The 24,071-nt window shown below is 65.5% G+C and carries 22 protein-coding genes and 2 pseudogenes; 14 read left to right on the top strand and 10 right to left on the bottom strand.

From position 1 onward, the window contains the following. Nucleotides 1–164 precede the first annotated feature (164 nt). Nucleotides 165–755, top strand: a complete 591-nt coding sequence (locus tag DK427_RS04865) for a PepSY domain-containing protein (protein WP_109950280.1) — start codon at nucleotides 165–167, stop codon at nucleotides 753–755. Between the two features lie 47 nt (nucleotides 756–802). On the opposite strand, the gene DK427_RS04860 is transcribed toward DK427_RS04865, so the two are convergent. From DK427_RS04860 to DK427_RS04850, 3 genes are all read right to left on the bottom strand, one after another. Further along, nucleotides 803–2,104, bottom strand: a complete 1,302-nt coding sequence (locus DK427_RS04860) for a sodium:proton exchanger (protein WP_109950279.1) — start codon at nucleotides 2,102–2,104, stop codon at nucleotides 803–805. A 97-nt stretch (nucleotides 2,105–2,201) separates the two neighbouring features. Beyond that, nucleotides 2,202–2,798 carry a DedA family protein gene (locus DK427_RS04855; RefSeq protein WP_244612549.1) on the bottom strand — a complete coding sequence of 199 codons (597 nt, stop codon included), beginning with the start codon at nucleotides 2,796–2,798 and terminating at the stop codon, nucleotides 2,202–2,204. A 547-nt stretch (nucleotides 2,799–3,345) separates the two neighbouring features. Beyond that, nucleotides 3,346–4,470 (bottom strand): mechanosensitive ion channel family protein, encoded by a 1,125-nt coding sequence (locus DK427_RS04850; RefSeq protein ID WP_109950278.1) that lies wholly within the window; start codon nucleotides 4,468–4,470, stop codon nucleotides 3,346–3,348. Between the two features lie 462 nt (nucleotides 4,471–4,932). Here DK427_RS04850 and DK427_RS26030 point away from each other — a divergent pair, with 462 nt between their 5' ends. Continuing rightward, complete coding sequence (locus tag DK427_RS26030; RefSeq protein ID WP_162559672.1) at nucleotides 4,933–5,223, top strand: hypothetical protein; 291 nt, start codon at nucleotides 4,933–4,935, stop codon at nucleotides 5,221–5,223. An 82-nt stretch (nucleotides 5,224–5,305) separates the two neighbouring features. On the opposite strand, the gene DK427_RS04845 is transcribed toward DK427_RS26030, so the two are convergent. The 4 genes and pseudogenes from DK427_RS04845 to DK427_RS26025 all read right to left on the bottom strand — a co-directional run bounded on the left by DK427_RS04845 (nucleotide 5,306) and on the right by DK427_RS26025 (nucleotide 6,644). Next, nucleotides 5,306–5,758 carry a hypothetical protein gene (locus DK427_RS04845; RefSeq protein WP_109950277.1) on the bottom strand — a complete coding sequence of 151 codons (453 nt, stop codon included), beginning with the start codon at nucleotides 5,756–5,758 and terminating at the stop codon, nucleotides 5,306–5,308. 62 nt (nucleotides 5,759–5,820) lie between these two features. Beyond that, nucleotides 5,821–6,090 (bottom strand): annotated as a pseudogene (locus DK427_RS04840) (esterase-like activity of phytase family protein); the annotation flags it as partial. A 39-nt stretch (nucleotides 6,091–6,129) separates the two neighbouring features. Continuing rightward, nucleotides 6,130–6,381, bottom strand: a complete 252-nt coding sequence (locus tag DK427_RS04835) for a hypothetical protein (RefSeq protein ID WP_245930803.1) — start codon at nucleotides 6,379–6,381, stop codon at nucleotides 6,130–6,132. An 11-nt stretch (nucleotides 6,382–6,392) separates the two neighbouring features. Then, on the bottom strand, nucleotides 6,393–6,644 hold the full coding sequence (locus DK427_RS26025) for a hypothetical protein (RefSeq protein WP_162559671.1): 252 nt from the start codon (nucleotides 6,642–6,644) through the stop codon (nucleotides 6,393–6,395). A gap of 136 nt (nucleotides 6,645–6,780) precedes the next feature. On the opposite strand from DK427_RS26025, the gene DK427_RS26020 reads away from it, so the two are divergent. Together DK427_RS26020 and istA are read left to right on the top strand one after the other, a co-directional pair. Continuing rightward, a complete protein-coding gene (locus DK427_RS26020) occupies nucleotides 6,781–7,017 on the top strand; it encodes a hypothetical protein (RefSeq protein ID WP_162559670.1) in 237 nt (78 codons plus the stop codon). 626 nt (nucleotides 7,018–7,643) lie between these two features. Beyond that, nucleotides 7,644–8,366: pseudogene (istA, locus tag DK427_RS04830) on the top strand (IS21 family transposase); the annotation flags it as partial. Here istA and DK427_RS26015 read toward each other — a convergent pair. Continuing rightward, nucleotides 8,303–9,307, bottom strand: a complete 1,005-nt coding sequence (locus DK427_RS26015; protein ID WP_162559621.1) for a metallophosphoesterase — start codon at nucleotides 9,305–9,307, stop codon at nucleotides 8,303–8,305. The pseudogene istA and the gene DK427_RS26015 overlap by 64 nt on opposite strands. A gap of 707 nt (nucleotides 9,308–10,014) precedes the next feature. Here DK427_RS26015 and DK427_RS04825 point away from each other — a divergent pair. The 10 genes from DK427_RS04825 (at nucleotide 10,015) to DK427_RS04785 (ending at nucleotide 20,121) form a co-directional block, all read left to right on the top strand. Next, nucleotides 10,015–10,713 (top strand): DNA-binding response regulator, encoded by a 699-nt coding sequence (locus tag DK427_RS04825; protein ID WP_245930802.1) that lies wholly within the window; start codon nucleotides 10,015–10,017, stop codon nucleotides 10,711–10,713. Next, nucleotides 10,710–11,291 carry a hypothetical protein gene (locus DK427_RS04820; RefSeq protein WP_109950273.1) on the top strand — a complete coding sequence of 194 codons (582 nt, stop codon included), beginning with the start codon at nucleotides 10,710–10,712 and terminating at the stop codon, nucleotides 11,289–11,291. The genes DK427_RS04825 and DK427_RS04820 overlap by 4 nt, the downstream gene beginning before the upstream one ends. Before the next feature lies 1 nt (nucleotide 11,292). Further along, the gene (locus DK427_RS04815) at nucleotides 11,293–14,679 is read left to right on the top strand and encodes a UvrD-helicase domain-containing protein (protein WP_109950272.1); all 3,387 of its coding nucleotides are present in this window, start codon (nucleotides 11,293–11,295) and stop codon (nucleotides 14,677–14,679) included. Nucleotides 14,680–15,086: 407 nt separating this feature from the next. Further along, entirely contained in the window at nucleotides 15,087–15,356 is a 270-nt protein-coding gene (locus DK427_RS26925; RefSeq protein ID WP_245930801.1) for a HipA N-terminal domain-containing protein, read from the top strand. A gap of 159 nt (nucleotides 15,357–15,515) precedes the next feature. After that, nucleotides 15,516–15,950 (top strand): HipA domain-containing protein, encoded by a 435-nt coding sequence (locus DK427_RS27305; protein ID WP_342772546.1) that lies wholly within the window; start codon nucleotides 15,516–15,518, stop codon nucleotides 15,948–15,950. Beyond that, nucleotides 15,947–16,273, top strand: coding sequence for a HipA domain-containing protein (locus DK427_RS27300; RefSeq protein WP_281276977.1), 327 nt, complete (start codon nucleotides 15,947–15,949; stop codon nucleotides 16,271–16,273). Before DK427_RS27305 ends, DK427_RS27300 begins: the two co-directional genes overlap by 4 nt. A 294-nt stretch (nucleotides 16,274–16,567) precedes the next feature. Then, nucleotides 16,568–17,287, top strand: a complete 720-nt coding sequence (locus DK427_RS04800; protein WP_109950270.1) for a multiubiquitin domain-containing protein — start codon at nucleotides 16,568–16,570, stop codon at nucleotides 17,285–17,287. Continuing rightward, entirely contained in the window at nucleotides 17,262–18,446 is a 1,185-nt protein-coding gene (locus DK427_RS04795; RefSeq protein ID WP_109950269.1) for a ThiF family adenylyltransferase, read from the top strand. Before DK427_RS04800 ends, DK427_RS04795 begins: the two co-directional genes overlap by 26 nt. Beyond that, the gene (locus DK427_RS04790; RefSeq protein ID WP_109950268.1) at nucleotides 18,443–18,883 is read left to right on the top strand and encodes a ubiquitination-like system serine protease family protein; all 441 of its coding nucleotides are present in this window, start codon (nucleotides 18,443–18,445) and stop codon (nucleotides 18,881–18,883) included. Before DK427_RS04795 ends, DK427_RS04790 begins: the two co-directional genes overlap by 4 nt. Before the next feature lie 80 nt (nucleotides 18,884–18,963). After that, nucleotides 18,964–20,121: a DUF2235 domain-containing protein gene (locus DK427_RS04785; protein WP_109954007.1), complete on the top strand. Its 1,158-nt coding sequence runs from the start codon at nucleotides 18,964–18,966 to the stop codon at nucleotides 20,119–20,121. A gap of 815 nt (nucleotides 20,122–20,936) precedes the next feature. On the opposite strand, the gene DK427_RS04775 is transcribed toward DK427_RS04785, so the two are convergent. Together DK427_RS04775 and DK427_RS27295 are read right to left on the bottom strand one after the other, a co-directional pair. Then, complete coding sequence (locus DK427_RS04775) at nucleotides 20,937–22,751, bottom strand: site-specific integrase (protein WP_109950267.1); 1,815 nt, start codon at nucleotides 22,749–22,751, stop codon at nucleotides 20,937–20,939. An 84-nt stretch (nucleotides 22,752–22,835) separates the two neighbouring features. After that, a complete protein-coding gene (locus DK427_RS27295) occupies nucleotides 22,836–24,068 on the bottom strand; it encodes a PAS domain S-box protein (protein ID WP_109950266.1) in 1,233 nt (410 codons plus the stop codon). Between the last annotated feature and the right edge of the window lie 3 nt (nucleotides 24,069–24,071).

The raw sequence follows: 24,071 nt of genomic DNA, 5'->3' as shown, positions 1-24,071 counted from the left end.
CTTGACCGCACGGGGCTCGGCCCTGCGGTACCGATTCAGACCTAGGACATCGGCTATTCCGGCGCGAGCACCGCGCCGAGCGGCTGGCGGGCGCTTCACGCAAGGCGTCTCCAGCGTTGAGGCCGCACAGCTTTGCGGCTGTCCATCATCTTGCAGGAGACGCCATGTCCCGGATCGCCCCTCCCCTCGCACCCTTCCTCCTCCTGACCAGCTTTGCTGTTGCCCAGACGAGCCCGTCCACACAGGCGCCAGCCCTTGCGGCCGCTCCTTCGGGTGCTGCGCAACCCGCCCACGGCACGACCGGTCACAAGGAGCGTGAGCACGAAGGTCTGCAGACCGCCAAGGTCTCGCTCGCACAGACTCTCGACACGGCCGAGAGCAAGGGACTTGGTCGCGCGATCGAGGCCGACTTCGAGAGCAGGAACGGCAAGCCGTACTTTGAAATCAAGGTGCTCGGCAGCGATGGTAAGCTCACCGACTACCACATCGACGCGACCACGGGGCAGGTGACCAAGAGCGACAACCATCCGATCGAGAGCTACTTCATCCGCTTGAAGCCCTCCGACGTGCAGAACGCCCCCACGAGCCTGAGGCAGGCGGTCGCGACCGCCGAGCAGAAGGCAGGCGGCAAGGCGGCCGAAGCGGAGATCGAGCGTGAGACCAGCAGCGTGCAGTACAAGATTACGGTCATGACCGGCAGCCAGTCGCAGGAGATTAGGATCGGGGCGGACGGAAAGATCATGCCGAGCAAGTAGGTCGGCGGCACTGGGCGGAGTTCTCGGCTCCGTCCAAACCGTGCCGATCAGCGAGCCGTAGACGGGACTCTGCTCTCGTCTGCCGGTGGCTCCGGGTCGGTTCGTGTTCCATCCGAGAGATCCTCGGACGGCTGACCGGTGAGAACGGTGCGCGCCAAGGCCACAAGGCGGCGTCCGTTGATCAGGAACAGTACGCCGGCAAGGCCGAGATAGACCCAGGCGAGCCAAGTCAGCGTCGCGATCGTGCGCGCCTCGTCGTTGCGGTAGACGAAGGCCAGCCCGACCTGCACGGCAAACAGCCCCGCCAGCGTCAGCGCGGACCAGAGGCCGAGGCGCAGGCGCAGCAGGAGCGCGATGCCGAGCAGCGACTGCGCTGCCGTTAGGAAGAACTCCTCGCCCTGGCGCGCGTCGAGCGGCAGGGGGCTCATCGCGCCCGCGCCGACGCTCAGGGCGAGCGGCAGCATGCCGACGAGCAGCGTCCACTGATTGATCTTGTCGCTGATCATGGCGATCAGCCCGTCGCCGGCACGGTTGGCCAGCACGAACAGCACCGCCACCGAAATCGCTGGCGCCTCGCTGGCCAGGGGCGCCAGCCACTGGATCAGCAGGAACTCGTTGAGTCCGATCGCCCGGCCGGCGCCCACCATGGCCTCAGCGAAGGGTTCGGCCGAGGCGAGGATGACGCCGCAAGCCACAGCCACGAGAGTTCCGATCGCGGCCCATTGCCGGCCGGGAGACAAGGTGTTCAGAGCAGCAGCCGGCCCCGGCTCCTCCGTCTCGTCCGGGTTGTCGCTTTTTGGCAGGTTGCGCACGCGCCAGACGTAGGCCGCAAAGATGCCGGCGAGCACGACGAAATCCACGACGGAGATGCTGCGCTTGAACAGGATGACGAAGGCGTAGAGGCTGGCAACCAGCAGGAAGCCGATCTCGACCGCATTGACAGGGGCGAGATCGACCGCGCGGTGCCGGTCCTTCGTCCAATGCAGGAAAACCATCAGGGGCCAGGCTAGGCCGACGAGCAATCGGTTGGCGCCGGTCATGTTGGCGGCGGCATAATGAACGTATTGCGACCCCGGACCCTCGATCCCGGCCTTGTAGGCGTAGTAGAGATCGACCGCGTATTCCGGCAGCACGGTCACCAAGGCGACCACGGCCAGGATCAGGCCTTGCGCGATATGCTGCTCGGCCGTCTCCGCTCCCCAAGACAGCAGGAAGCCCGCCGCCAGGATGGCGCTGCCGAAGGCGGCGGCATCAAGGAGCGGGCTGGGCCGCCAGCCCGTCGTGCGCAGCAGGAGGGCCGGGAGGGTTGCCATGACCGCGACGGCAACCAGGATCAGAAAGCGTTTCACGCGAACTCCTCTACGGCATGTCACGGCCAGCCTGTTCGCGTTCCGCTGAAGGGAGCGTCGCGCGATGACGCTGGCAAAGGACTGTTTCTGCCGCGTCTCAGCCCCGAACGCCGCTCCGGCGTCCGTAGGTGGCGACACGGTAGAGGTAGAGCACGAGCGCCAGGACCAGCACGCCGTTGCCGAACGGCTCGATGAGGCGGCTCACGCTGCGGTAATTCTCGCCAAGCCCGTAGCCGGCCGCCGTCAGCAGCCCGGTCCAGACGATCGTGCCGAGAGCCGAGTAGGCCAGAAAGGGCGTGAGTGGCATACCGGCCACCCCAGCCGGCACCGAGATCAGGCTGCGCACGCCCGGTACGACGCGCCCGAGCAGGACGGTGACGCCGCCGCGCCGGGCGAACCAGGCGCCGGCCCGATCGACCTCCGCCGGGCTCAGGGTGAGCCAGCGCCCGTGCCGGGCCGCGAAGTGTCGCAAGCGCTCGTGTCCGAGCCAGCGCCCCACGCCGTACCAGACCAGCGCGCCGGAGAGCGATCCGGCCGTGCCGGCGAGGAACACGCCGACGAGGCAGAGTTGGCCGCGCGCCGCGGCAAAGCCTGCCAGCGGCATGATCACCTCGGATGGGATCGGCGGAAAGACGTTGTCGATCAGCATCAGCAGGAAGACGCCGAGATAGCCGGTCCGCTCGATCGCGGTCACGATCCAGTCGATCAGCGCAACCTCCTCGCGAGCGGCACCTGCAGAGGCGTGGCTGCAGGCACGCAACGCACCTGGAACAGCAACCGTTCGGGCCGCGTCGTTGATGAAGCGGCGAGGCCGGCTAGGTCACGGCAGGCGGGAGCAGGCGTCGGGTCTCCGAGGATGTGCGAAGCGCCACTCGACGGCATCATGCAGCTCAGCCTGCCATAGGTCCTTTCCGTCGGTCCGCGGTGCATTGGCGTTGGCAGTGCGCACCGCTGATTGGACAAGATGAGGCTCGTCGATCGCAAGGAATTCCTCATCCAGACAATTGTAGGGGACGGATATCGTCTACACGGTGCGAGCGCGTCTGCGCTCCGTCCACCTGTCAAATCCCGCCCTAGCCGCGGCACCCAGCAGCGAGATCCCACACCGAAATTCGGACAGCCCGAGTCACGGTGGGTGATCCGGATAGTCCGGCTTCCGATCTTCACCCTCTTGGAACGAGTAACGGCGGCGGGTTCGGCCAATTGCTGTGCTGAAGCCGACATGCATTTCCGGCGTGCCGTCACGATGCAAGGGCGCGCACGCCGGACCGCGGCGCGGGGTCACGTTCGGTCCGGAGCCATTCCGTCCGAAGTCGCGGCAGTGCGCCGGGAAGCTCGGTTTGCAGGAAGCCGACCATCTTCTCGCGGACTTCGCATCGCAGATCCCAAGCCTGCGAAGCATTGCGGGCGCTCACCAGCATTCGGACCTCGATCACGTTCTCCCGCATGTCCGAAACCTGGAGATTGACGACTTTGCGGTCCCACAGACTCGACTGCGCGGCGATCTCCGCAAGCTTCGACCGCATGGCCGCGATCGGCGTCGTATGATCAACATAGAGGAAGACGCTGCCGATGAGCGACGAGCCTTCGCGCGTCCAATTTTGAAATGGCTTCTGAATGAAATAGGTCAACGGAACAACGAGCCGCCGCCAGTCCCAGAGTCGTACGACGACATATGTCGAGTTGATCTCCTCGACCCAGCCCCATTCGTTCTCCACGATGACCGCATCCTCTATCTTGATCGGCTGCGTGATCGCGATCTGGATGCCGGCGACGAGGTTCGAGAGGACTGGCTGCATCGCGAGGCCGAGGATCAACCCGGCGGCTCCGGCCGAGGCGAGGAGACTGACGCCGTATTGCCGTACAGGCTCGAACGTCATCAGACATATCGCCAGCGTCACCAGAGCCACGAGAGTCACGGCTGCGCGTTCCAGAATGCGCATCTGAGTGAAGTGCTTCCGCGCGAGCAGATTGTCTTCCGCGTCGAGTTTGAATCGGCGCAGGTAGATCACCGTCGAGATATGGATCGCGATCGAGCAGCACCAACCGGCGAGTGCGACGAGACCTACGAGCAGGGTGTGGTTCACCAGAACCCGGACTTCCCGCGACACCGGCGCGATCGCCGACGCGGCACCGACCGCGACGATGATGAGGCCGAGCCGTGTGGGACCTTGCGTCCGTCCGACGAGGGAGCGCCAGAACAGGCTGCGACCTTGAAACGCCCGTGTCAGAAAACGATACGCGATCTGATGAAGGGGCAGCACGACGGCAAAGCAGCCGAGAACCAGGGCGATACTCTGTGCCCAGCCCGGCAACCAATGCATCCACCGCGTTGCCTCGATCAGGACAGCATCCGTCCGCTGCATCGGTTCTCCGAATCTCGAAACAATTGGAATACGGCACCACTCGGGAGCGCCACGCACCTGCAGCCGCTTGAAAGCGCAACCTCGCTTTCGTCGGTCGCGTTAAAGAACGCAGATGCCTTCGATCCCGCGGGCGCAAAGGTGTGCCGCCGATGCCGGGGCTTGGCGTTCAAGGTGGCGGTCGTCTCGATCGGCAGCCGTCCGCAGTTGATCGCGGCAACGCCTCCGCCCGAGGCGGCAGCCTACCGACTAATCGGTCCGACTGCCTCCAGCACCGCCCGCGCAGGCCCCGGGCGCAGGGCCGAAGCGCGAGCTTCAGAGCGCCGAAGCAAGCCGAGAGCAAGTCTGGCAGGCGGCGGCTTCGAAGTCGTCCTAGTGACGTTGCGGGCGATAGTAGCCACGTCCCGCAAACGCCCCCGCCCCGCCGTGGCGGCGACCCCGATAGAATCCGGGAGCGACCCCTCCATGGCCGCCTCCCCGGAACGCGCGATGGCCGCCTGGACCCAAGCCGTGACCACCGCGCGCCCACCCTGGGCCGCCGGCATGGCCGCCACGCTCGAAGGCGGAGGCGCCCGTCGCGACCAAGGCCGCCGAGCCGAAGACCATCACGACCGTCAGTTGCTTGACAGTCTTCCTCATTGCGGAATCCTCTCCATTGGCTGCAGATGCTCCCGAAATATCCGTCCGCGTTCGCAGTCAACCGTCTTCGAGAAATCGAAGGTCGACGACATCTGCAAAATGGCCCGGATGATTTAAGCCGCGTCTAATAGGCATGCCTCGGCCGCGATGCACTCCGACGGGCTTTGGCATGCTCCCCATCGATGCGTCTTCATTTCGTTCAGGCGCACGATGAGTGATATAGGTGGCTTGTTTGTCTCCCGGTCGTCGCGATCATGACAAAGTGTGCCATGGCAGATGCAGGCTGTGGCGAGCCCGCGCTGCCTGCCGCGGAAGGCAAGCAGGCAGGTGCCGGCTGCGGCGCGAAGCGGAAGTGATGGTCGCCCAGCAGGATGCGGTCGCCGCATGTGTAGCAGAGGCGCAGGCGGTTTCCCCGCCAGCCGTCGCAGTTGATCATGCTCTTGCGACGCCGCTCCAGCTCGGGACGGCGACCGAAGACCAAGCGACCGTTCCAACTCGTCCGGCAAAGGTCCATGGCTTCGAAGGTGGCGCCATTCAGGAACCACGCTTCGGCGATCTTGAGATGGGCGAGGCGCGCTTCGACGAGGCTGTGCAGAACCGTCTCCTGCAGAGCCGTCCCATGCACGTCCGAGGGGTATTGCCGCCGCCGCATCGCGGCAACGATCTCAATCAGGTGTCCCGGGACCTCGTGCGGAGGCTTCGGGCACCGGCCCCCTACTTCGTCATCAAAAAATCATTCACCTCGAGCAGCACGAAGTCGTCGTCGTCCACTTGGTGCGTGTCCCGGCTGGCCGTAAACGGCAGATTGTTGTCGCTTCCGACGATGATGTGCCGGTCGTCGACCTTGTCGAAGTTCTCGATCGTGAAGGCAAGCATACCTTCGGTCACCGGTTTGCGGGCCTTCTTTGCAGAATCCTTAATGCGCACCAGGCCGATGTAGCCGATCTTGCGCACCTCGCCGCCCTGGTTGCCTTCGGTCACCTCAGCCGACGCACGCTTGCAACGACTGCATGGCAGTAGACGTCACGCTGCTCGTTCGGGCCGTGCCAGCAGGATGGCGGCGCGGACCGCCGCCCGACGCAACTCGTCGGAGGCCCAGGGCTGCCGGATTAGCTGATCGGCGAAAGGGTGGGCCTCGACCGCGGCCGAGGGGTCGATCCGATAGCCATCCCCGAAACCGATCATGCGCGGCCGCGGATCGGCCAGATAGGCATCCACCACCGCGCAGACGTCGTCGTCGACGACGTCGAGCGTCGCCAGCAGATCGAGGGTCATGGGATCGGGCTTCATCGCGACGCGCCCGGCGTGCCGCGCTGACCGTTCGGTGACCGCTGCCTTTCGCCTGCCCATGGGACGACGGCAATCGGGTCCCGGTGGACCACCTCGGGCATCTGCAGTTCCTCGCTCGGCCCTTGCGGCACGACATCTTCGTGCGGAACGACGGCTGCCTTCGCACCATCACGTGTGCCGGGACTGATCCCAACCTGAGCCGACAACTCGAAGCCGCGCTGCTGACGTTCACCGTGCAGGTTCCGCATGCCTTCTGCGATCTCGCCAGCTTCCCCGAACAACCGAGAGCGACGGATTATGCCGACTTCGGACGGTACTGTTGCGCCAGGTCAGCCGAGCAGCTGGCAGGGAGGTGGACCGGGCGGCGAAGAGGCCGCGCCGACGATGCAGGTCGACGACTACGGCAATCATACCAAGATAATAGGCCATACCTTGCAAGCATTCACTCGTCCAAGCGGCTTTCACGGCCGCCCAACCTGCGGAACAGCTTCAGATTTGATCGTCACCTATCGATCCGTCAAGTCCGGACTTAGCGCGATTTGCTCGGAAATCATCGCAGATGACAACGCTTTTTTGAATTATACTATCCTTTTTATGCCATCCGAAGTCGGCATGCTTTGACAGAAACTCGACATGGACGAGACAAACTGACCGACTATCTCGTCTGTGGACGTGGCCGAGGCCCCGGGTAATCAGGGACCGGATCGTTGCCGCGCATGCCGACCGACCTGCCGCGACATGCCGGTCGGCACGGCACCGGTCTTTGGCATCGACGGAAGGGGAAGCACTTCGGCCTCAGCGTCCATAATTCCGAGCAAGAACACATTCACGGACGGTGCGACTCGATGCGACGACCCGCGAGTTCGGGAAGTCGAAGAGAGATGCCCGATGGGAAATTGTCTCGATCCGGCTTTGGCTGCCATGCATGCAGGCCGGCCAAGGCAACCAGTCGAGCCTCCGCACTGCAACCTCGCACGGAATGAACGACCGGCATGCGGATTCGGCCCTGCTCTTTGACTCACGCCGCTCGCCGCGGAAATCGACGGCATCCGCTTAGAGTCCGTCCGAGAAGTCAGGCTGAGCGGGCGAGGCGTCTGATGAGGATGATGACGGCTGCGGCGTAGAGGAAGGCTTTGGCGGTGTGTAGGGCGGTGACAAAACCATCCACTGGAGCGTCGGCGCCGTGCTGATGCGGCCGGTATAAAAGCCGGCCCGTGGAGAGGCTTCTCTGTCGAGAGGAGCCGAGGATGTTCGCCGTGGAAGTCTACGCGGCCGTTCGACAGTTCGTGTTCATCGACGGCAACTCTCGGCGTGAGGCAGCCCGTGTGTTCGGGCTGAGCCGCGAGACGATCGCCAAGATGTGCCGGTTCTCGCTGCCGCCGGGCTACACCCGCACCAAGCCGGTCGCGAAGCCGAAGCTTGGGCCCCTGCTGCCGGTGATCGCGGCGATCCTGGAGGCGGACCGGAGCGCGCCGGTCAAGCAGCGCCACACCGCCGAGCGCATCTTCGAGCGGCTGCGCGACGAGCACGGCTATGCCGGCGGCTACACGGTGGTGAAGGACCACGTGCGGATCTGCCGGGCCCAGGGCCGGGAGACCTTCGTGCCGCTCGCCCACCCGCCCGGCCACGCCCAGGTCGACTTCGGCGAGGCGGTGGCCACGATCGGCGGCGTGCAGCGCAAGGTCCACTTCTTCTGCATGGACCTGCCGCACTCCGACGCCTGCTTCGTGAGGGCGTATCCGCGCGAGACCACCGAGGCGTTCCTCGACGGGCACGTTGCTGCCTTCGGCTTCTTCGGCGGCGTGCCGCTGTCGATCCTGTACGACAACACCAGGATCGCGGTGGCCTAGATCTGCGGCGACGGCCAGCGCGCACGCACGCGCGCCTTCACCGCGCTGGTCAGCCACTACCTGTTCCGCGACCGCTTCGCGCGCCCGGGCCGGGGCAACGACACGGGCAAGGTGTTCGGGCGAAGCGCGCGGGCCTGCGGCATGCCTTTCAAGTCCTTGTATTCGAATCTGTCGCGTTGTGTCGTCGATCCGCAGCGGGCTTCCAGGTAGCGCCGGGTGTAGGGACCGTTGGAGGCGACCATCTCGGACAACGGGGCCACGTGCATATGCCCTGAGAGGACCACCGATATCGACTTGTCGACGATGAAATGGTTCAGCAACCGCATCGAGAAATCGGCGATCTCCATCATCCGACGTCTTCCGCCACGCGTGATCTGCACCACGCCCGGACGGGAGGGATCGGGGGTTGGTTTGACGGGACTGACCACGGAATGGTGCATGACCAGAACGCGGATCTCGCGTTCTCCGATGGAGGCAGTCCTTCCAGAGCCTGTAACTGCGTATGGAACGCTCCGCGGCCGAGGATGCGGTTCGGACTGGAGGCGGATACGTCGGCGTCCGTGTCGATGAAGAGGAACTTCAAGATCGTATCGTCGGGCAGGATCCTGGCCCGTACCCTGGGCATTGGTTGTGGGAGATGCCGAGCCAGGCCCCGGGGTCGGCCCCCCAATCATCGAGTTGTTTCCGTTCCACTGGTCGTGGTTGCCCGAGATGCCCGTATCCGCCCAATCCGAACGGCCGAGCTGGAAGCTGAACTGCGAAGGCCCCGCCCCCAGAAAGCACCCTGCCAGATCGAACTGACCGACGGCACGGTTGGCCGTGACGTCGCCGGTCACGACCATGTCGAAGCCTTCGCACTGCCGACGCAACCTCGCATGGAAATCGTTCAATGCCAGAACGCCCGCAGCGTGATGCCCCAAGTGCCCGTCGAAGAGCGGGTTCAAACCGATCAGGCGCGGAGATGGAGCGCTCGAAGCGGTCGACTGTCTGGCCGGGATGTTGCCGAAGTGGAGATCCGAAACCTGGAGCAGCCTGTAGAGCGCCTCATCGGCCACCGGCATCGGTCCAACTCGTTTCGTCCAGGCAAGGAAGGAATGCGACGCCGACCCGGCGTCGGGAGACAGTCCAGGTCAAATAGCCTGACGCCGGTGAAGCCGCGAGGTTCCTTCGCGGCTTTCCAGGCAGCTTACCCGGCGGGACCCGATATGGAATCGGCCGGTGATCACAACGCGCATCCTCTGCCAATGGGGGAGCGCAACCGTGGCTGCTGTCGGTCGGATGTTCGCCTTCAGCAGCTTCGACTCCGGGTCCTACGAGCCGGGCGGCGGCACGTCCGGCCCTCGGACACCGGCCGCACCATCCACACGCCAACAGGATATTATTCCTAGAAGGCAAACCCCGTCCAACCGCGCAGCCTGACACGGCGCACCGCGCACCCTGCAGGCCGATCCAGTCGGGGTTGAAGTCGATGCCGAGCGCGGCCCTATCGCGCGCGTCGGCACGACGGTCGGCCTGCTCGGGCCCGATTCAGCGTGCACAGCTCCATAGAACGTGGAGGTGCTCGGTTCAAACCGGCAACCGAAATCGGTAGACAGCATCAGCCGGCGCAGTCCGGAGAACACCGCGTCGATCGAGCGGTGATCGCAGATGCACGGGGGGCATCGCTTTGATTACACCGCTGCGGAAGCGTCGGCTGGCTGACCACGGTCCAGGCGAGCCATACGAGCGTCGTCCCGAGACGACTGCGCAGCTCGAGGAGCTCGTCCTCTTGTCTCGCGACGAACTCGTGGAGCGCTGCGAGATCCCGCGCGGCAATCCGCAATACGTCGAAACCGAATGTCTCCTCTACTTCGTCAGAAGCACGCGCATCGACAACTCAGACCGCTATTTCGACCGACTGTACGCACAACTGCTGAAGCGGGTCCTCAAACGGCTTCCGAACGCCGAACGCGCCGGTGGCGAAGTCGAATCCTACAGCACCGGCGAGATCCGCGACCGGATGTTCGACCGCTTCGTGACGCTGCTGTCCGAAGACCACCACCTCTACTCGGAGAAGCTCGACTTCTTCGAGATCCGCTTCGAAAGCGCGATGAGCAGGCTTCGGGTGGATGCGGAGAGGAAGGTCTGGCGCGAAGAGAATCGGACGACCGGCCTGTCGTACGACGACGAATCCGGCGAGCTTTCGAAGGAGGTCGAGCATGCGGCGGGGGAATACGATCCGTTCGACGTCGCCGAAAAATCGTCGACGAATTACCGGTTGAGGCTAGACGCAGCGATCGACGAACTACCTGCGGAACAAATCAGGATCATCGAGATGCTGCGGCTCGGGATACCGATCGACTCGAACGAGACGTTCGCCGTCACGATCGCCAAGACTCTAGGGCGTTCGGAGAAGACCATCAGGACATATCGCGACAAGGCATACCTCGCCATCGAACGCTTCATGAGGGATGGAGACGACCGATGAGCGCCGCTTCCTCGCAGCCATCCCGGGACGACGTCCTCGACGCCTTCTCGGTCGAGCCCGACCACGATCGTCGGACGCTGGAAACTTATCTGACACGATATCCTCAGTTCGCGCGCGATCTCGTCGATCTCGCGCGCGAGCTGTCGCGCACGTTCGTCGAGGACGAACGGCCCTTGTCCGACGTGGACAAACGCCTGATCGGGAACGCGCTCGAGGCCCATCGTTTCGTGGCCCTGGGAGAAGCCGGAGACCCTTTCGCCGGACTTGAGACGGGCCGCCTGCGCGAGATCGCCCGACAGCTCGACGTCCCTCGACAGGTGATCGCTGCGTTCCGTGAACGGAGGATCCGTCTCTCCTCCGTCCCGCGTCGGTTCCTCGGCAGGCTCGCGGCGGCTTTGGACGTCACGGTCGACAAACTCGTCGGTGGTCTGCTCGGGAGCCCGGTTCCCGCCGGAGCACGCAGCTACAAATCGGACGGACGACCGGGCAACGACGGGCTCGCGACCTTCGAACAGGTCCTGATCGACGCGGAGGTCGGAGGCGAGCGGCTCGAAGCTCTGATGTCGGAAGACGCCTGAGATGGATGCGGTCGAGATCGCGCGGCAATCTGCGGCCGCCTTGCACGACGCGACGGTCGCGGCGGGTCACGATCCTAGGGATCCCTACGCCTTCGCCGTAGCCGCGGCCGGTCTTCGCGGCATCGACGTCGAGAAGGCTCGGCCCGGTGCGGTCACGCTCGACCGATCGCGGGCGACATACGCGCCTGCCGACGACTTGATCGTCCACGAGAACGTGGGCTCCCCGTTCGAACAGGCCTTCCTCGTCGCTCATGAGATCGGCCACGCCGAACTCGGTGACGGCAAGGCGCCGCCGGGAGTGCCAGCGGAGCCGATGGACCCGGCACGTGCATCGGAGCCTTCGCCCGAGGGTTTCGAAAGGATCGGCTACAACCGGCAGCAGCGCCGCGAGATCCAGATGGACCTCTTCGGACGCGAACTGCTCCTGCCGCGCCACGTCGTCCGCAAGTTCCATGTCGTCGATGGCAGGATGGCGTCCGCGATCGCCGACGAGTTCGGGATGCCCTTCGAGGTGGTGGCCCAGCAGCTCTTGGACGCGCTGCTGCTCCCGATCGTTCCGGCGAAGGCGCAGACCGAAGAAGGGCTGCCGCCCCCGCCTCTCAACGCACGCCAGCGCGTTGCCGCACGACGTTTCTCCGGTCCGTATCTGCTCGCCGCGGGTCCGGGCACCGGGAAGACGCAAACTCTCACGGGACGTGTTTCGTGGCTTCTCGACCAGAAAGTCGATCCGCGCTCGATCCTTCTGCTGACGTTCTCGAACAAGGCCGCGGTGGAAATGGCCGACCGCCTCGCCCGGGTCGATCGAGATGCCGCGGCGGCGATGCAGATCGGCACCTTCCATTCCTTCGGGCTCGACCTGATCAAGCGGTTCGTTCCTTCGCTCCGACCAAGGCGGCTCATGGACCGGGCGGAAGCGGTCGAACTTCTCGAAGAGCGCTTTCCGGCCTTTGATCTGAAGGAGTACCGCAACCTCTATGATCCGACCCGGATCGTGTCGGAGATGTTGAAGGCCATCTCCCGCGCGAAGGACGAGGTGGTGGACGAGCTGCGATACGCCGAACTCGCCCGAGACATGGCGGCGGCTGCAGCGTCGGCCGACGCCGAGAAGATCGCCGCCAGGGCAGGAGAAGTCGCCCAAGTCTACGCCGCGTACGAGCGTCTCAAGGCGGACGAGGGGTGCCTGGATTTCGGCGATCTGGTGATGAGGCCGGTCGTTCTGCTCGAGAACGACGAGCAGGTCCGCGACATCATGCGCAAGCAATGCGCCCATGTCCTGGTCGACGAGTATCAGGACGTGAACCGAGCGAGTGTCCGGTTGCTGGAGGCGCTCTGTGGCAAGGGAGAGAATCTCTGGGCCGTGGGCGACGCCCGCCAGTCGATCTATCGGTTCCGGGGGGCTTCGTCGTTCAACACGAGCCGCTTCGGCAAGGAGGACTTCGAAGGAGGGCGCCGGGGACGGCTGCAGGTGAATTACCGTTCGACGAGCGAGATCGTTGGCGCGTTCTCTGCCTTCGCCGAGGAAATGCCGACGGGTGGCGGAAGCCTGAGTTCGAGCCGAGGGCGAAGCGGTGCGGGTCCCGAGCTGCGCAAGGTCGACAGCAAGGAAGCTCTGCCGCAGAAGATCGCGGAAGCGATCGAGGAGATGCGCCGGGCGGGATACTCCTACGGCGACCAAGCCGTGCTCTGCACCGGGAACGAGAAGCTGTCGGATTTCGCCCGAGAACTCGAGCTCCAAGGCATCCCGGCCCTCTATCTCGGCAGTCTCTTCGAGCGGCCCGAGGTGAAGGACCTTCTATCCTTCCTGTCGGTCCTGTGCGATCCGCGGGGAATGGGCATCGTGAGACTGGCGTCCGTCCCGTGCTTCGCCATGTCGATGCCCGATGTCGATGCCGCGCTGTCCGAGTTGCGCCGCAGTCCCTGCCTCCCCGGCGAGTGGGACGTCTGGATTGATCGCTCGAGCATGACGGAGCGCGGCCGGAAGGGGCTCGCGGCGGTGGCCGCGGCATGCGCCGGCTTCGATGCCGGGTCGCACCCCTGGACGATTCTTGCGAGCCTGCTTCTCGACCGTTCCAGGCTGGCGGCGGAGATGTCGGAGGCCGGTGACGTCGCTGGCCGCACGCGAGGCATCGCGGTGTGGCAGCTGATGAACTTCCTGCGGGTTCAACCGCCCGGTCGGGGCGCTCCGGTGCCGCGCCTCCTAGAGCGCATCAAGCGCTTGGTCCGTCTTCGGGACGATCGCGATCTGAGGCAATTGCCGGCATCTGCGCGCACCATGGACGCCGTCCATCTGATGACCATCCACGGTGCCAAGGGGCTGGAGTTCCCGGTGGTTCACGTGCCGGGGATGAACGCCGACACGCTGCCACGACCGGCGCAGACGCCGCCATGCCCGCCCCCGGATGGAATGATCGAGGGGGCCGATCGCGGCGGCATCGAGACCCTGCATGCAGGCCACGACGAGGAGCAGGAATGCCTCTTCTATGTCGCGGCATCGCGGGCGCGGGATAGACTCCTCCTCTACGCGGCGACCCAAAGATCTGATGGTGGCGCCCGCGCGCTGTCGCGGTTCGTGGACCGCCTCGGCGAAGGGTTGTCCCGAAATCATGTGCAGCCCGTTCCGAAGCCGGCGGCTTCCGTCGAGGATGCGGTGATCAGCCTGCGCGTCGGCGGCGAGATGATCTTCACGGGCGAGCAGATCGGCCTCTACGAGTCGTGCGCGCGCCGTTTCTTCTACACCCATGTGCTGCGGATCGGGGGACGTCGGACCGAGTCGCCGTTCATGCGCATGCACGAGGCCGTGCGGGTCGTCGTCCACGGCATCGTGGAGGGCAGCATCGCCCCCGCTCCGACGGCTTTGGACGGAGCCATGGCGGTAGCCCTCGAAGAGGCCGGTCTGCCCGATCCCGACTTCCGCCAGTACGGCGTCCACGCGCGCGCGCTCCTGGAATTTTTCGTAGCGACGCGGGACGGGCATCGGCCGGAGACGACCGACGACGTCGTCCTCCGGATCGGCGCCGACGCGATCCGGGTTCGCGCCGACGATCTCATCATGCACTCGGACGGCCGGAGACGCTTCAGACGCGTGAAGACGGGGCACAGGCGGTCGAAGGAGGGTACGGATATCGCCGCAGCGATCCTGACCCTTGCCACGCGGCAGGCATATCCGGATGCCGTCGCCGAACTTGTCCACCTTGCCGACGGCAAGGTCTCCGAGGTGGGCATGAAGCCGACGATGCTCCGAAATCGGCAGCGGTCTCTCGAGGAAGCCCTGCGCCATATCCGCGCCGGCCGGTTTCCCACCGATCCCGGGACCGACACATGCCCTCGCTGCCCGGCCTTCTTCATCTGCGGACCGGTGCCAGAGGGCCAGCTGTCGCGCAACTGGTAGCCATCACGTGTCGGGTGGTTGGCGCTGCTAGGACCGCCGGACTCTTCGCGATGCCCTAGCGGACACGTGCCTCGACATGTCGGTTTATACTCATCAAGAGACAATATGTTATCTCTTATCTGCTTAACCAGGGCCGTGGAGATAACATGTTATCCCTCAATGCACCTTCGGAGATCCTGGCGTCGGGTGCCGCCTGGGCGAAGGAGTGCCGTCTGTGGGAACAGCTGACCCAGGACGCGCTCGCCGAACGGTCGGGAGTGAGCCTGGGCTCCCTCAAGCGCTTCGGTCGACATCGCATGCGCCCTACAGGCCGAGAGCGGTTTCGATAGCCTGTTCATACCCCGGCAGTTCGAGACGCTCGAACAGGTGATGGCGCAACCTCTCAAGAGAGCAAGGAGCCGCCGGCGATGACCGCGAAGCGACGGAACGAGTCCTTCCTGCAGATCGGCGCCCTCGGCGTCGAGATCGCGATCGGCGACCGAAGCCGCCCGCTCGGCAGGCTGGCTTGGCACAAGGATGAACGGAGGGCCTACTTCGAGTTCGATCGGGGTTTCCTCGGCGCCCCGCTTCCAATCTCGCCCTTCCGCCTCCCGGCCAAGGCTGGTGTGACGTCGGCTCGGGCACAGACGTTCGAAGGCCTTCATGGTCTCTTCAACGACAGCCTTCCCGATGGCTGAGGACGGCGCTCCTGGAAGGAAGTCTGCGGAAGCGAGGCTACGACTATCGCTTCCTGACGCCGCTGGACCGGCTGGCCGCGGTCGGGACCAGGGGGATGAGTACGCTGCGGTAGGTGCCCGAGATGCCGCTGGACGAGCAGTCGCCGGAAGGCGTCGCCGATCTCGAATGGCTGGCAGGCCAGGCGCGGCAGGTCGAAGACGATCTGCCGGAGGCGGACGTCGACACCCTGCGGCAGGCAGAGGGCAGTTCGGGGGGGCGCCCGGCCGAAGGTCGTAATCAATTTCGATCCGTCCACCCGGACTGTCCGCTACGACGCCGGAGAAGGTCTGCCCGACGGCTACGGGCATTGGCTGCTCAAATTCGGACCGAGGGACGACCCGGCCGAGATCGGTGCTGAGGAGTATGCCTACTCGCTCATGGCACGTGCCGCCGGCGTCGTCATGCCGGAGGCTGATCTGATCCGGACGAAGGCGGGGAGCTATTTTACCGTAAGCAGGTTCGACCACGCCGAGACCTGCCGCGTCCACTTGCACACGGCGTCGGGCCTCGCGGAGGCCGACCACCGTCTCCCCGGAGCCATGGACTCCTCATGAGAATCGCGGGCAACCTGACGCGAGACGTCCAGGAGGTCCGGCAGATCTTCCGCCGCATGATATTCAACGTGTTCGCCCACAACCGGGATGACCACGCCAAAAACCACGCCTTCCAGATGTCGTCCGACGGGCGCTGGACGACCGCTCCCGCCTATGACCTCACCTGTTCGGTGGGACCCTGCGGCGAACACAATCTCGCCGTCGCCGGCGAAAGCCGAAATCCCGGCGAGCCAGAGATCATGAAGGTCGCCGCCGAAGCATCCATTTCTCCGGCCGACGCCAGGGCGGTCGTCGAAGAAGTCCGCGAGGCGATCGGGCGATAGCCCGAATTCGCCGAGGCCGCGAGGCTGTCTCGTCGCCGGGCTTCGGAGATCGGTGACATCATCGACAGATGGTCCCCACGCGCGCGCACCGGGGTGCGATCCACGTCGCCGTCGGGGTGAAGCGGAGGTCGATCCGTCGATGGCTGCGCCGGCCCCGGCGCGCAGCCGGCAGCCCGCTCCTTCGACACGACGGAATGAAATTTTCCGCGGCCGAGCTTACCGGTCAAGCCTAATCCCTTCGATTGATCCTTCGAGACCGGACGCCGTCCGGCCCATCCTCGAAGGAATCACATCATGCCTCCCCTTCCCGACCGCGGTCACGACGACCGCCACGACACCTACCGCATCGAACTGGCGTACGGGAACCTGCAGTTCCGTCCGCTTCGGATCCCCGATCCCGTCCCCGAGGGCAGCCTGATCCTCCGCGAGGCCGGACTGCACCCTCCCGACGACTTCAGTCTGTTCGCGATCCTGCAGACTGGCGACTTCGAGAATGTCCGTTCCAACGAGACGTTCGATCTGCGCGGTCGCGGCGTCGGGCGCTTCGTCGCATTCCGCTCCGACCGCGACTTCCGCTTCGTGGTACGGGACGCCCGGATCACCTGGGGCAAGCCCGAGATCGCCGGCGCCGACCTCTATGCCTTGGCGGCGCCCGGCGCCGACGAGGCGGTTTTCCTCGATGTTCCGGGCGGCACCGACCGGCTGATCGAGCCCGACGAGACCTTCGATCTCACCGCACCCGGCGTCGAGCGCTTCGTCGTGGCGCGCAAGCCGCCGACCGAGATCGAAATCATCGTCAATGCCCGGCCCCACACGGTCGTCGGCTTCCGGGTTACGTTCGAGCAGATCGTGCGGCTCGCGTTCCCGGGCTCCGCCCCGGCGGCGAACGTCGTGTTCACCATGACCTACCAGCGCGCGGCGTCCGAGCCGCATGCCGGGAGCCTGACGGCAGGCGGCGCCGTGGACGTCAAGAACGGGAGCCGGTTCAATGTCACCCGCACCGTTCAGAGCTAGTCCGGACCTCAAGCGTCTTCGCGACGAAGGCTATTGCGTCCAGATCGTCGGCGGGTACCTCGTCATGCGCGAAGTCCCGTACGTGGACGCGCAGCGGCGGATCCGCAGAGGCACGCTCATCTCGAACCTTCTTCTGGCGGGCGACGTCGCCCGCCGACCGGATGCGGAAGTGAACGGTCACGTCGTCCATCTCGATGGCGACTACCCTTGCGACGCGACCGGCAGGCCCATCGATGCGATCCGCTACCAGAGCTGCCCGCAGCGGTGGGGTCACGGTCTTGCGTCCCGGCACTCCTTCTCCAGCAAGCCCGACGGCGGCTATGCCGACTACTTCGAGAAGATGGCGACCTACGCCGGCATCCTCTCCGGGCCGGCGTTACAGATCGATCCGACGGCGGACCCGCGAGTCTACCGCTCGCCCGAGGACGAAGGCGAGGAGGGCGTCTTCAGATACATCGAGACGGCCTCGGGCCGGGCCCGGATCGGCGCTCTCACGGAGAAGCTCTGCGGCAAAGTGGCGATCATCGGGCTCGGCGGTTCGGGCGGATACGTCCTGGATCTCGTCGCGAAGACGCCGGTCTCGGAGATCCGCCTCTTCGACGGCGACGATTTCCTTCAGCACAACGCGTTTCGGGCCCCCGGCGCGCCTTCGATCGAGGATCTGCGGGAGGTCCCCAGGAAGGTCGACCACTTCGCGGGCATCTACTCGAACATGCATCGCGGCATCTCGGCCCATTCGGTCGCGCTCGACGAAACCAATCTCTACCTGCTCGACGGCATCGACTTCGCCTTCATCTGCGTCGACTCCGGCGAGGCCAAACGCCTGATCATGCAAAAGCTCGAGGAGATCGGCGCGTCGTTCATCGACTGCGGCATGGGGCTCGAACTCGTCGACGGGACGCTCGGCGGCATCCTCCGGGTCACCGCCAGCACGCCCGGCGCACGGGATCGCATCGGGCGGCACGTCTCCTTCGCCGGCGGCGGCGACGAAGACGTCTATGCATCGAACATCCAGGTCGCCGACCTGAATGCGCTCAACGCCATCATGGCGGTCGTGAAGTGGAAAAAGCTCAAGGGGTTCTACCGGGACTTCGAAGGCGAACTCCACAGCACCTACACGACCGACGGCAACCTGCTGGTGAACGAGGTGGCGGCATGACGCGGCACCGGCGCCTCGAGCATCGCTTCGTCGATCTACTCCCGGATCGGCTAGATCCGGGAGTGCTCTACGTCTCGATGGAGTACGGCACGGTCGCCCACAGCTGCTGCTGCGGCTGCGGCACCGACGTCTACACGCCCCTCACGCCGACGGACTGGTCCATGACCTACGACGGCGACACGGTCAGCCTGAACCCGTCCGTCGGCAACTGGCATCAGCCTTGCCGATCCCACTACGTCATCCGGAAGGGCAAGGTCATCGAGGCCGGCCCCTGGAGCGACGAGCAGATCGCCGCAGAGCGGGAGCGAGATCTTGCGGCGAAGGCCCGTCACTACGGATCCGGGCCGGCCGCGAGCCCGCCGGCCGGACCGCCTCCGCCGGAGAAGCAGACCGGGCTCCTGGAACGGCTGAAGCGGTATCTGGCCCGCAGATTCTAGCCGATGCCAGGTCTGGGTGCGCCGGCTGCATGTCGGCGCGCCCGGCGATCTCGAACTCGAACCTCCCGGAGAGCAGGGGCATGAAGCGGCTGGCCATCTTCCTCGACGGCACCTGGAATACACTCGGCAACAACACGAACGTCTGGCGCCTCAAGTCGCTCTGCGACCCGGCGGCCCCGGACCAGCATGTCTACTACGGGCAGGGCGTCGGCACCCGCCTGCTCGAGAAGTGGCGCGGCGGCGTCGGAGGGCACGGCCTGGACGACGAGATCCTCGATGCCTACGCTTGGCTCGTCCAGATCTACGAGCCCAGCGACGCGATCTTCATCTTCGGGTTCAGCCGGGGCGCCTATGCCGCCAGAAGCCTCTCGGGGCTGATCGCCAAGTGCGGCGTGTTGCGCCCGGGAGCTCCGCTCTCGCTCGAGCAGCTCTACGCCCGCTACCGGCGCGGAAACGAGAAGACGATCAGAACCCTCCTGGGCGCCCCTGCTAACGCGCCGTCGAGCCTTGAGGAGCGTTGGGTCGCCGCCTGCTGCCATGCCGCCGACATCGAGTTCGTCGGCGTGTTCGATACCGTCGGCTCGATGGGCAGCCCAGTGTCGAGCCTGTCGTCGCGCATCGCCAGATATCGCTTCCTCGACACCCACCTCTATCGCTGGAACAGGCGTGCCTTCCACGCGCTCGCCCTCGACGAGCATCGCCGTTCCTTCGAACCAACGTTCTGGACCCGCACGATCGAGAACACGACGCCGGCCGCAGGACCGACCCGGTCGCTCGACGAAGTCGAACAGCGCTGGTTCGTCGGTGCACATGCGAACGTGGGCGGAGGCTATCCGAGCGACATCCTCGCCCAGGCGCCTCTGAAATGGCTGATGGACAAGGCGGCGCTCGCTGGACTCCGGTTCCGCCCAGGTTTCGAGACCGACGCGTCGGATGCGACGGCGCCGATCGCGGATTCCTATGCCCAGTTCATGCCCGCTCCCCTCCGCATGATCGCACGTCCCTTCGATCGGCCGGTGGGGTCGCCGCCAAGGGTCGGATCCACGAAGACGACCTCCCGCATCAACGAGACCATCGACGGAAGCGTCTTCGAACGATGGCGTGCGAACCCCGCCTACCGACCTCAGAATCTGTCGGAGTGGTCGAAGCGGCTGGGGGTCGATCCGGCCAGCCGGGCGGGGTCTGTCCGAGCAGCCGACGGAGCGCTCCTCGCCGCGCAGGGACCGCAGATCGGCTAACCGACGCATCCCGCTCCAGCCCGGGCGCCGCGACGGGGAGCGCCGTCGCGGGACCTGACCCGACATCGGCCGGCGGAGGTGACTTCGCGATTCGCAGGGATTCGAAGGAACGAAATATCGAGCCGCCGCCGTCACGACGGCCGGCATCTCTTCCCTCTGTACTCCACCCGGTCCTTCGGGCGCCAGCTTCCGCGGGGACAAATCGGGGACAAATATGAAAACAGCGAGCGAAAAAGCCGTTCCGAATCAGAGATTTGTAGGACGAGAGAAGGAGTGGCGGAGACGGAGGGATTCGAACCCTTGGACAAGCCGTTTATGTCAATTTCGAGGGACTGGATCATATGTCAATACGCGGCACCCGGAAGATGGCTTCCACACGCGCATTCAGCGAGACGCTGCCATAACGCTCACCGACACTCCGGGGTGACTAACCACATAGTGCATCAATGACATTTCCGGCGACGCCCACCTTCGTCGCGACGGTGCGGAAACGATGCCGCCAGCTGTGGTTCGGGCTCACCCCGGGATCATCGACATACTGACGCGCGAATTCGCTCAGGCGGTTCTTCACGCCTTGGAGAGGTCCAGCGATCTGACCCGTGACGTCGGGGTGCGGGAAGCGTGTCGTTCCATCTTCCGAATCATTAGGTCTGTACCCGGCTTTGTACCCCGGTCCGACCTAGAAAACCTAATGATTTCAGTGGGACAACGATTTAGCAGGCGATGATGCCCAGGAAAAGCTCAACCCTGATTGTTGGGAACAAGAGTTTCTGAATAGGAAAACCAAGCAGAATTATAGTAAATTCGGGTAATGTTCAGTTTGCTGCGCGCTTGAATCTAATCCTCTCGCTGTTAGGACGCGGGAGCGCAACGTCGCGATAGCCGACTTTATCAATTTCAATTTGCAACCGAGCCAACGAGATCCCGCAATCGAGAGTTCCGTCAGCTCGCCGCTCACGGCCGTAGCGGCGGCCGACTCCGCCACCCGCGTGACCAGTCAGTGCGTTGTGCACCTCCTCGCTCAAGCCCGCCTCGCGGCATGCCCGCTTGAAGGTGTGCCTGAACGAGTGGAATGTCTTGGCTGCGCTATCAACGACATGCACGCCGAGGTAGCGCCCGAACCATTTCGTCCACGCCTTGACCTTCGGATCGATGGGTGGGGCAAACGACGGCCAGAGGGGCGCGCTCGGCGGCTGCACCCTCGCCTGAGCCGCAACCACGTCCAGCAGCCCGAGCCGGATTAGTTCATGGTGAACCGGCACCGAGCGGGCGGATGACATAGTCTTGAGGTTCTGATCGGCACCCTCGTTGGTGATGTCGATGTACCAGATGCCCGCCTCCCCCTGACGGACATCGCCGACCTTGAGCTGTGCTATCTCGGTGCGCCGGGCACCGCTGAACAGGGCGATCAGCGGGAACCAGTAGGCCGCCTCACCCTGACCACCAAGCGGACGCTCAGCCTGTGCGTAGACTGGCGAGGCGAACAGGCGTTGTAACTCGGCCGCGCTGAAAGGCTCATAGGGTTCGCGCTCGGCCGGGGCGACGTCGAAGCCGACGTGGAACGGGTTCGTCCAAGCCGGCAACGCCTCGAAATGACCATCGCGTTCGGCGCGGGCCAGCACGCCGCTGAGTAGCGCCAAGGTCTTGTTAACCGTCTGCGCGTTGCGCCGAGGGTACTGGCCGAGATCCTGCTTCAGCAACTCCGGCAGCGGCAGCCGCCCGATGCGGGCGGGCAGCGCCTTCGGCAGCCGGACCAGCGCATCGCGGAAGGCGCGGGCGTGGGCCTTGCTAATGGCGGTGATCGGCAGGTCGCCGTGGAGTTCGACAAAGCGCCGTGCGGCCCGCTCGGCCTCAGCGACGGACGATGGCTGAGGCTTCCTCGCGCCCGCGCCGCCCGCCTCCGCCCACAGCCTCAAGGCCGCCGTCAGCGCCAAGCTGCGTGTCTCACGTTGCCGCTCCGGAGTCAGCACCTCGTCGCCATTGAGCCGTGCCCGGATGCCGGCAAGGGCGCTGCGCTGAGCCTTGACGAAGGCGAGTTCGAGCTGCCGCCAAGCGGGATCGTCCGGTGACAGGATGACGCCTCGGGCCTCTACCGCGCGGTTGACGAATGCGCTGGTGGATTCGCCGGCTCGCATCTGCGCCGCTTGCTGCCGGGTATGGCGATCCAGCTCATCGACGAGAATCTGATAGGCGTGCAGGTCGTCTGCCGTCATGCCGAGCCCATCGTGATGGCCTTGACCATCCTCGTGAGCCATGTCGAGGCCGACGCCTTTCGCCCGGATCGTCTCATCCGTGGCGAGGAGGTGGATCTCGTGGTCGCGCGCCAAAGCGGCGATCTGATCCGCGCTGATGCCAGCGGCCGGCCCGTCGCGAAGGAAGCGCCGCGCTTGATCGACGAGCCGGTGCGCCTCGGCAATGTGGGCTAGGACGCGTCGGTCGGCGGTCCGGCCGTCATTGGTTTGCAGCGAGCGGACGAGCTCGGTCTTGAAGCGCCCAGCCCGCGCATTGACGAAAGCCGTCAGCGTCTCCGGCCAGGGAGGCGGGACTGGTTTGCCGGCGAGATCGTCGGGCAGGGGGAAGCGAAACTCGTAACGGCCAGCGCGGCGTTGAACGAACTTCATGCGGCCCATCACACCTGGTCCTGTAGCACGTGAGTGTAGCACGCGCTGAGGAGCAAGCACCTGAAAACCAACAGCTTCTGCAACCACAACGGTTTAGTCGCCGCATGGCGCGCCCTGCGGGATGGCGTTCCACGAGATCCAGCGGTGGCCGCCGTCCGCCGTCCTGAAGCGGAGGTCCAGGTCGGAGAGGGGCAGGCCGGCACGCAACATCTCGAAGGCGCTTGACGCGGCCTCCTGGTCGTCCGCATGCACGAGGCTGTCGATACGCACCCCGACGAGGCTGCCGGCCGGCCAGCCGAGCGTCTCGGTCCAGGCCGGGCCGACGGCGCGGATACTCCCGTCGAGATCACAGACGACGAGCAGGTCGCGGCTCGTCCGCCAGACCAGGTCGCGTTCGACCAGGTTGTCGCGGTTCCGGGCCTCCCGCCGCTCCTCGCCCTCCTGCCTGGCGGTGGCGTCCTCGAACAGCACGGCGACCCGGTTCTGTACCTGGCTGCCGATGCGCACCGCATGCACGTCGAACACGCGCCCCAGCCGGGACGCCGCGCCCCTGAACCGCGCGTCGCGTCCCGTGCGGGCGACCTCGCCGTAGGTGTCGAACCAGTGCTGCTCAAGCTCGGGTTCGAGCTCGCGCATCCAGCGGCCCTCGGCGTTCGCGAGCCCGGATTGGCGCTCGAAGGCGGCGTTGACCTCGACGAAGCGGTAGTCCTCGGCCCGGCCTTCCCCGTCGAACCGCATCTCGATGATGCAAAACCCGGCATCGCCGTCCTCCAGCAGGCTGCGGAAGGAGGCGCCCCGCCGGACGGCGTTGCCCTCCTGCTCACGGAAACGCGTGAGGTCGAGCTGGCTGCCGAAGAAGAACAGCAGCTCGCCGTGCGGGCCGAAGACCGGGCTGACGTAGAGTTCGTTGACGAAGGGGCTGCCGTCGCGCCGGTAGTTCAACAACTCTACGACCACGTCCCGCCGTGCCGCGATGGCATCCCGGATGCGGGCGACGTGGGCCGGGTCGGTCTCCGGACCCTGGAGGAAGCGGCAGTTGCGTCCGATCAACTCCTCCGCCGCGTAGCCGGAGAGTTCCAGGAAGGCGCGGTTGGCGAAAACGATGGGGTTGTCGGGGAGGTTCGGGTCGGTGACGATCATCGCCATCCGCGTCTTGTCGGCGGCGGTGAACAGCAGATCGGGCCTGAGGGTCCCGACGCCGGCCTCGCTGGCGGTCGAAGGTGCGTGCGGTTCCCGACCGGCACGCAGGCGGGCGACCTCCGCCAGCAACTCGCTCTCGCGCCGGCGCAGCCGCTCGACCTCCCCCCGAAGATCCTCGATGCTCATGGC

Origin of the sequence: Methylobacterium radiodurans (assembly GCF_003173735.1) — a bacterium.
GTDB lineage: Bacteria > Pseudomonadota > Alphaproteobacteria > Rhizobiales > Beijerinckiaceae > Methylobacterium > Methylobacterium radiodurans.
The sequence above is the reverse complement of the archived record's forward strand: the minus strand, read 5'-3'. Positions and strand labels throughout refer to the sequence as shown.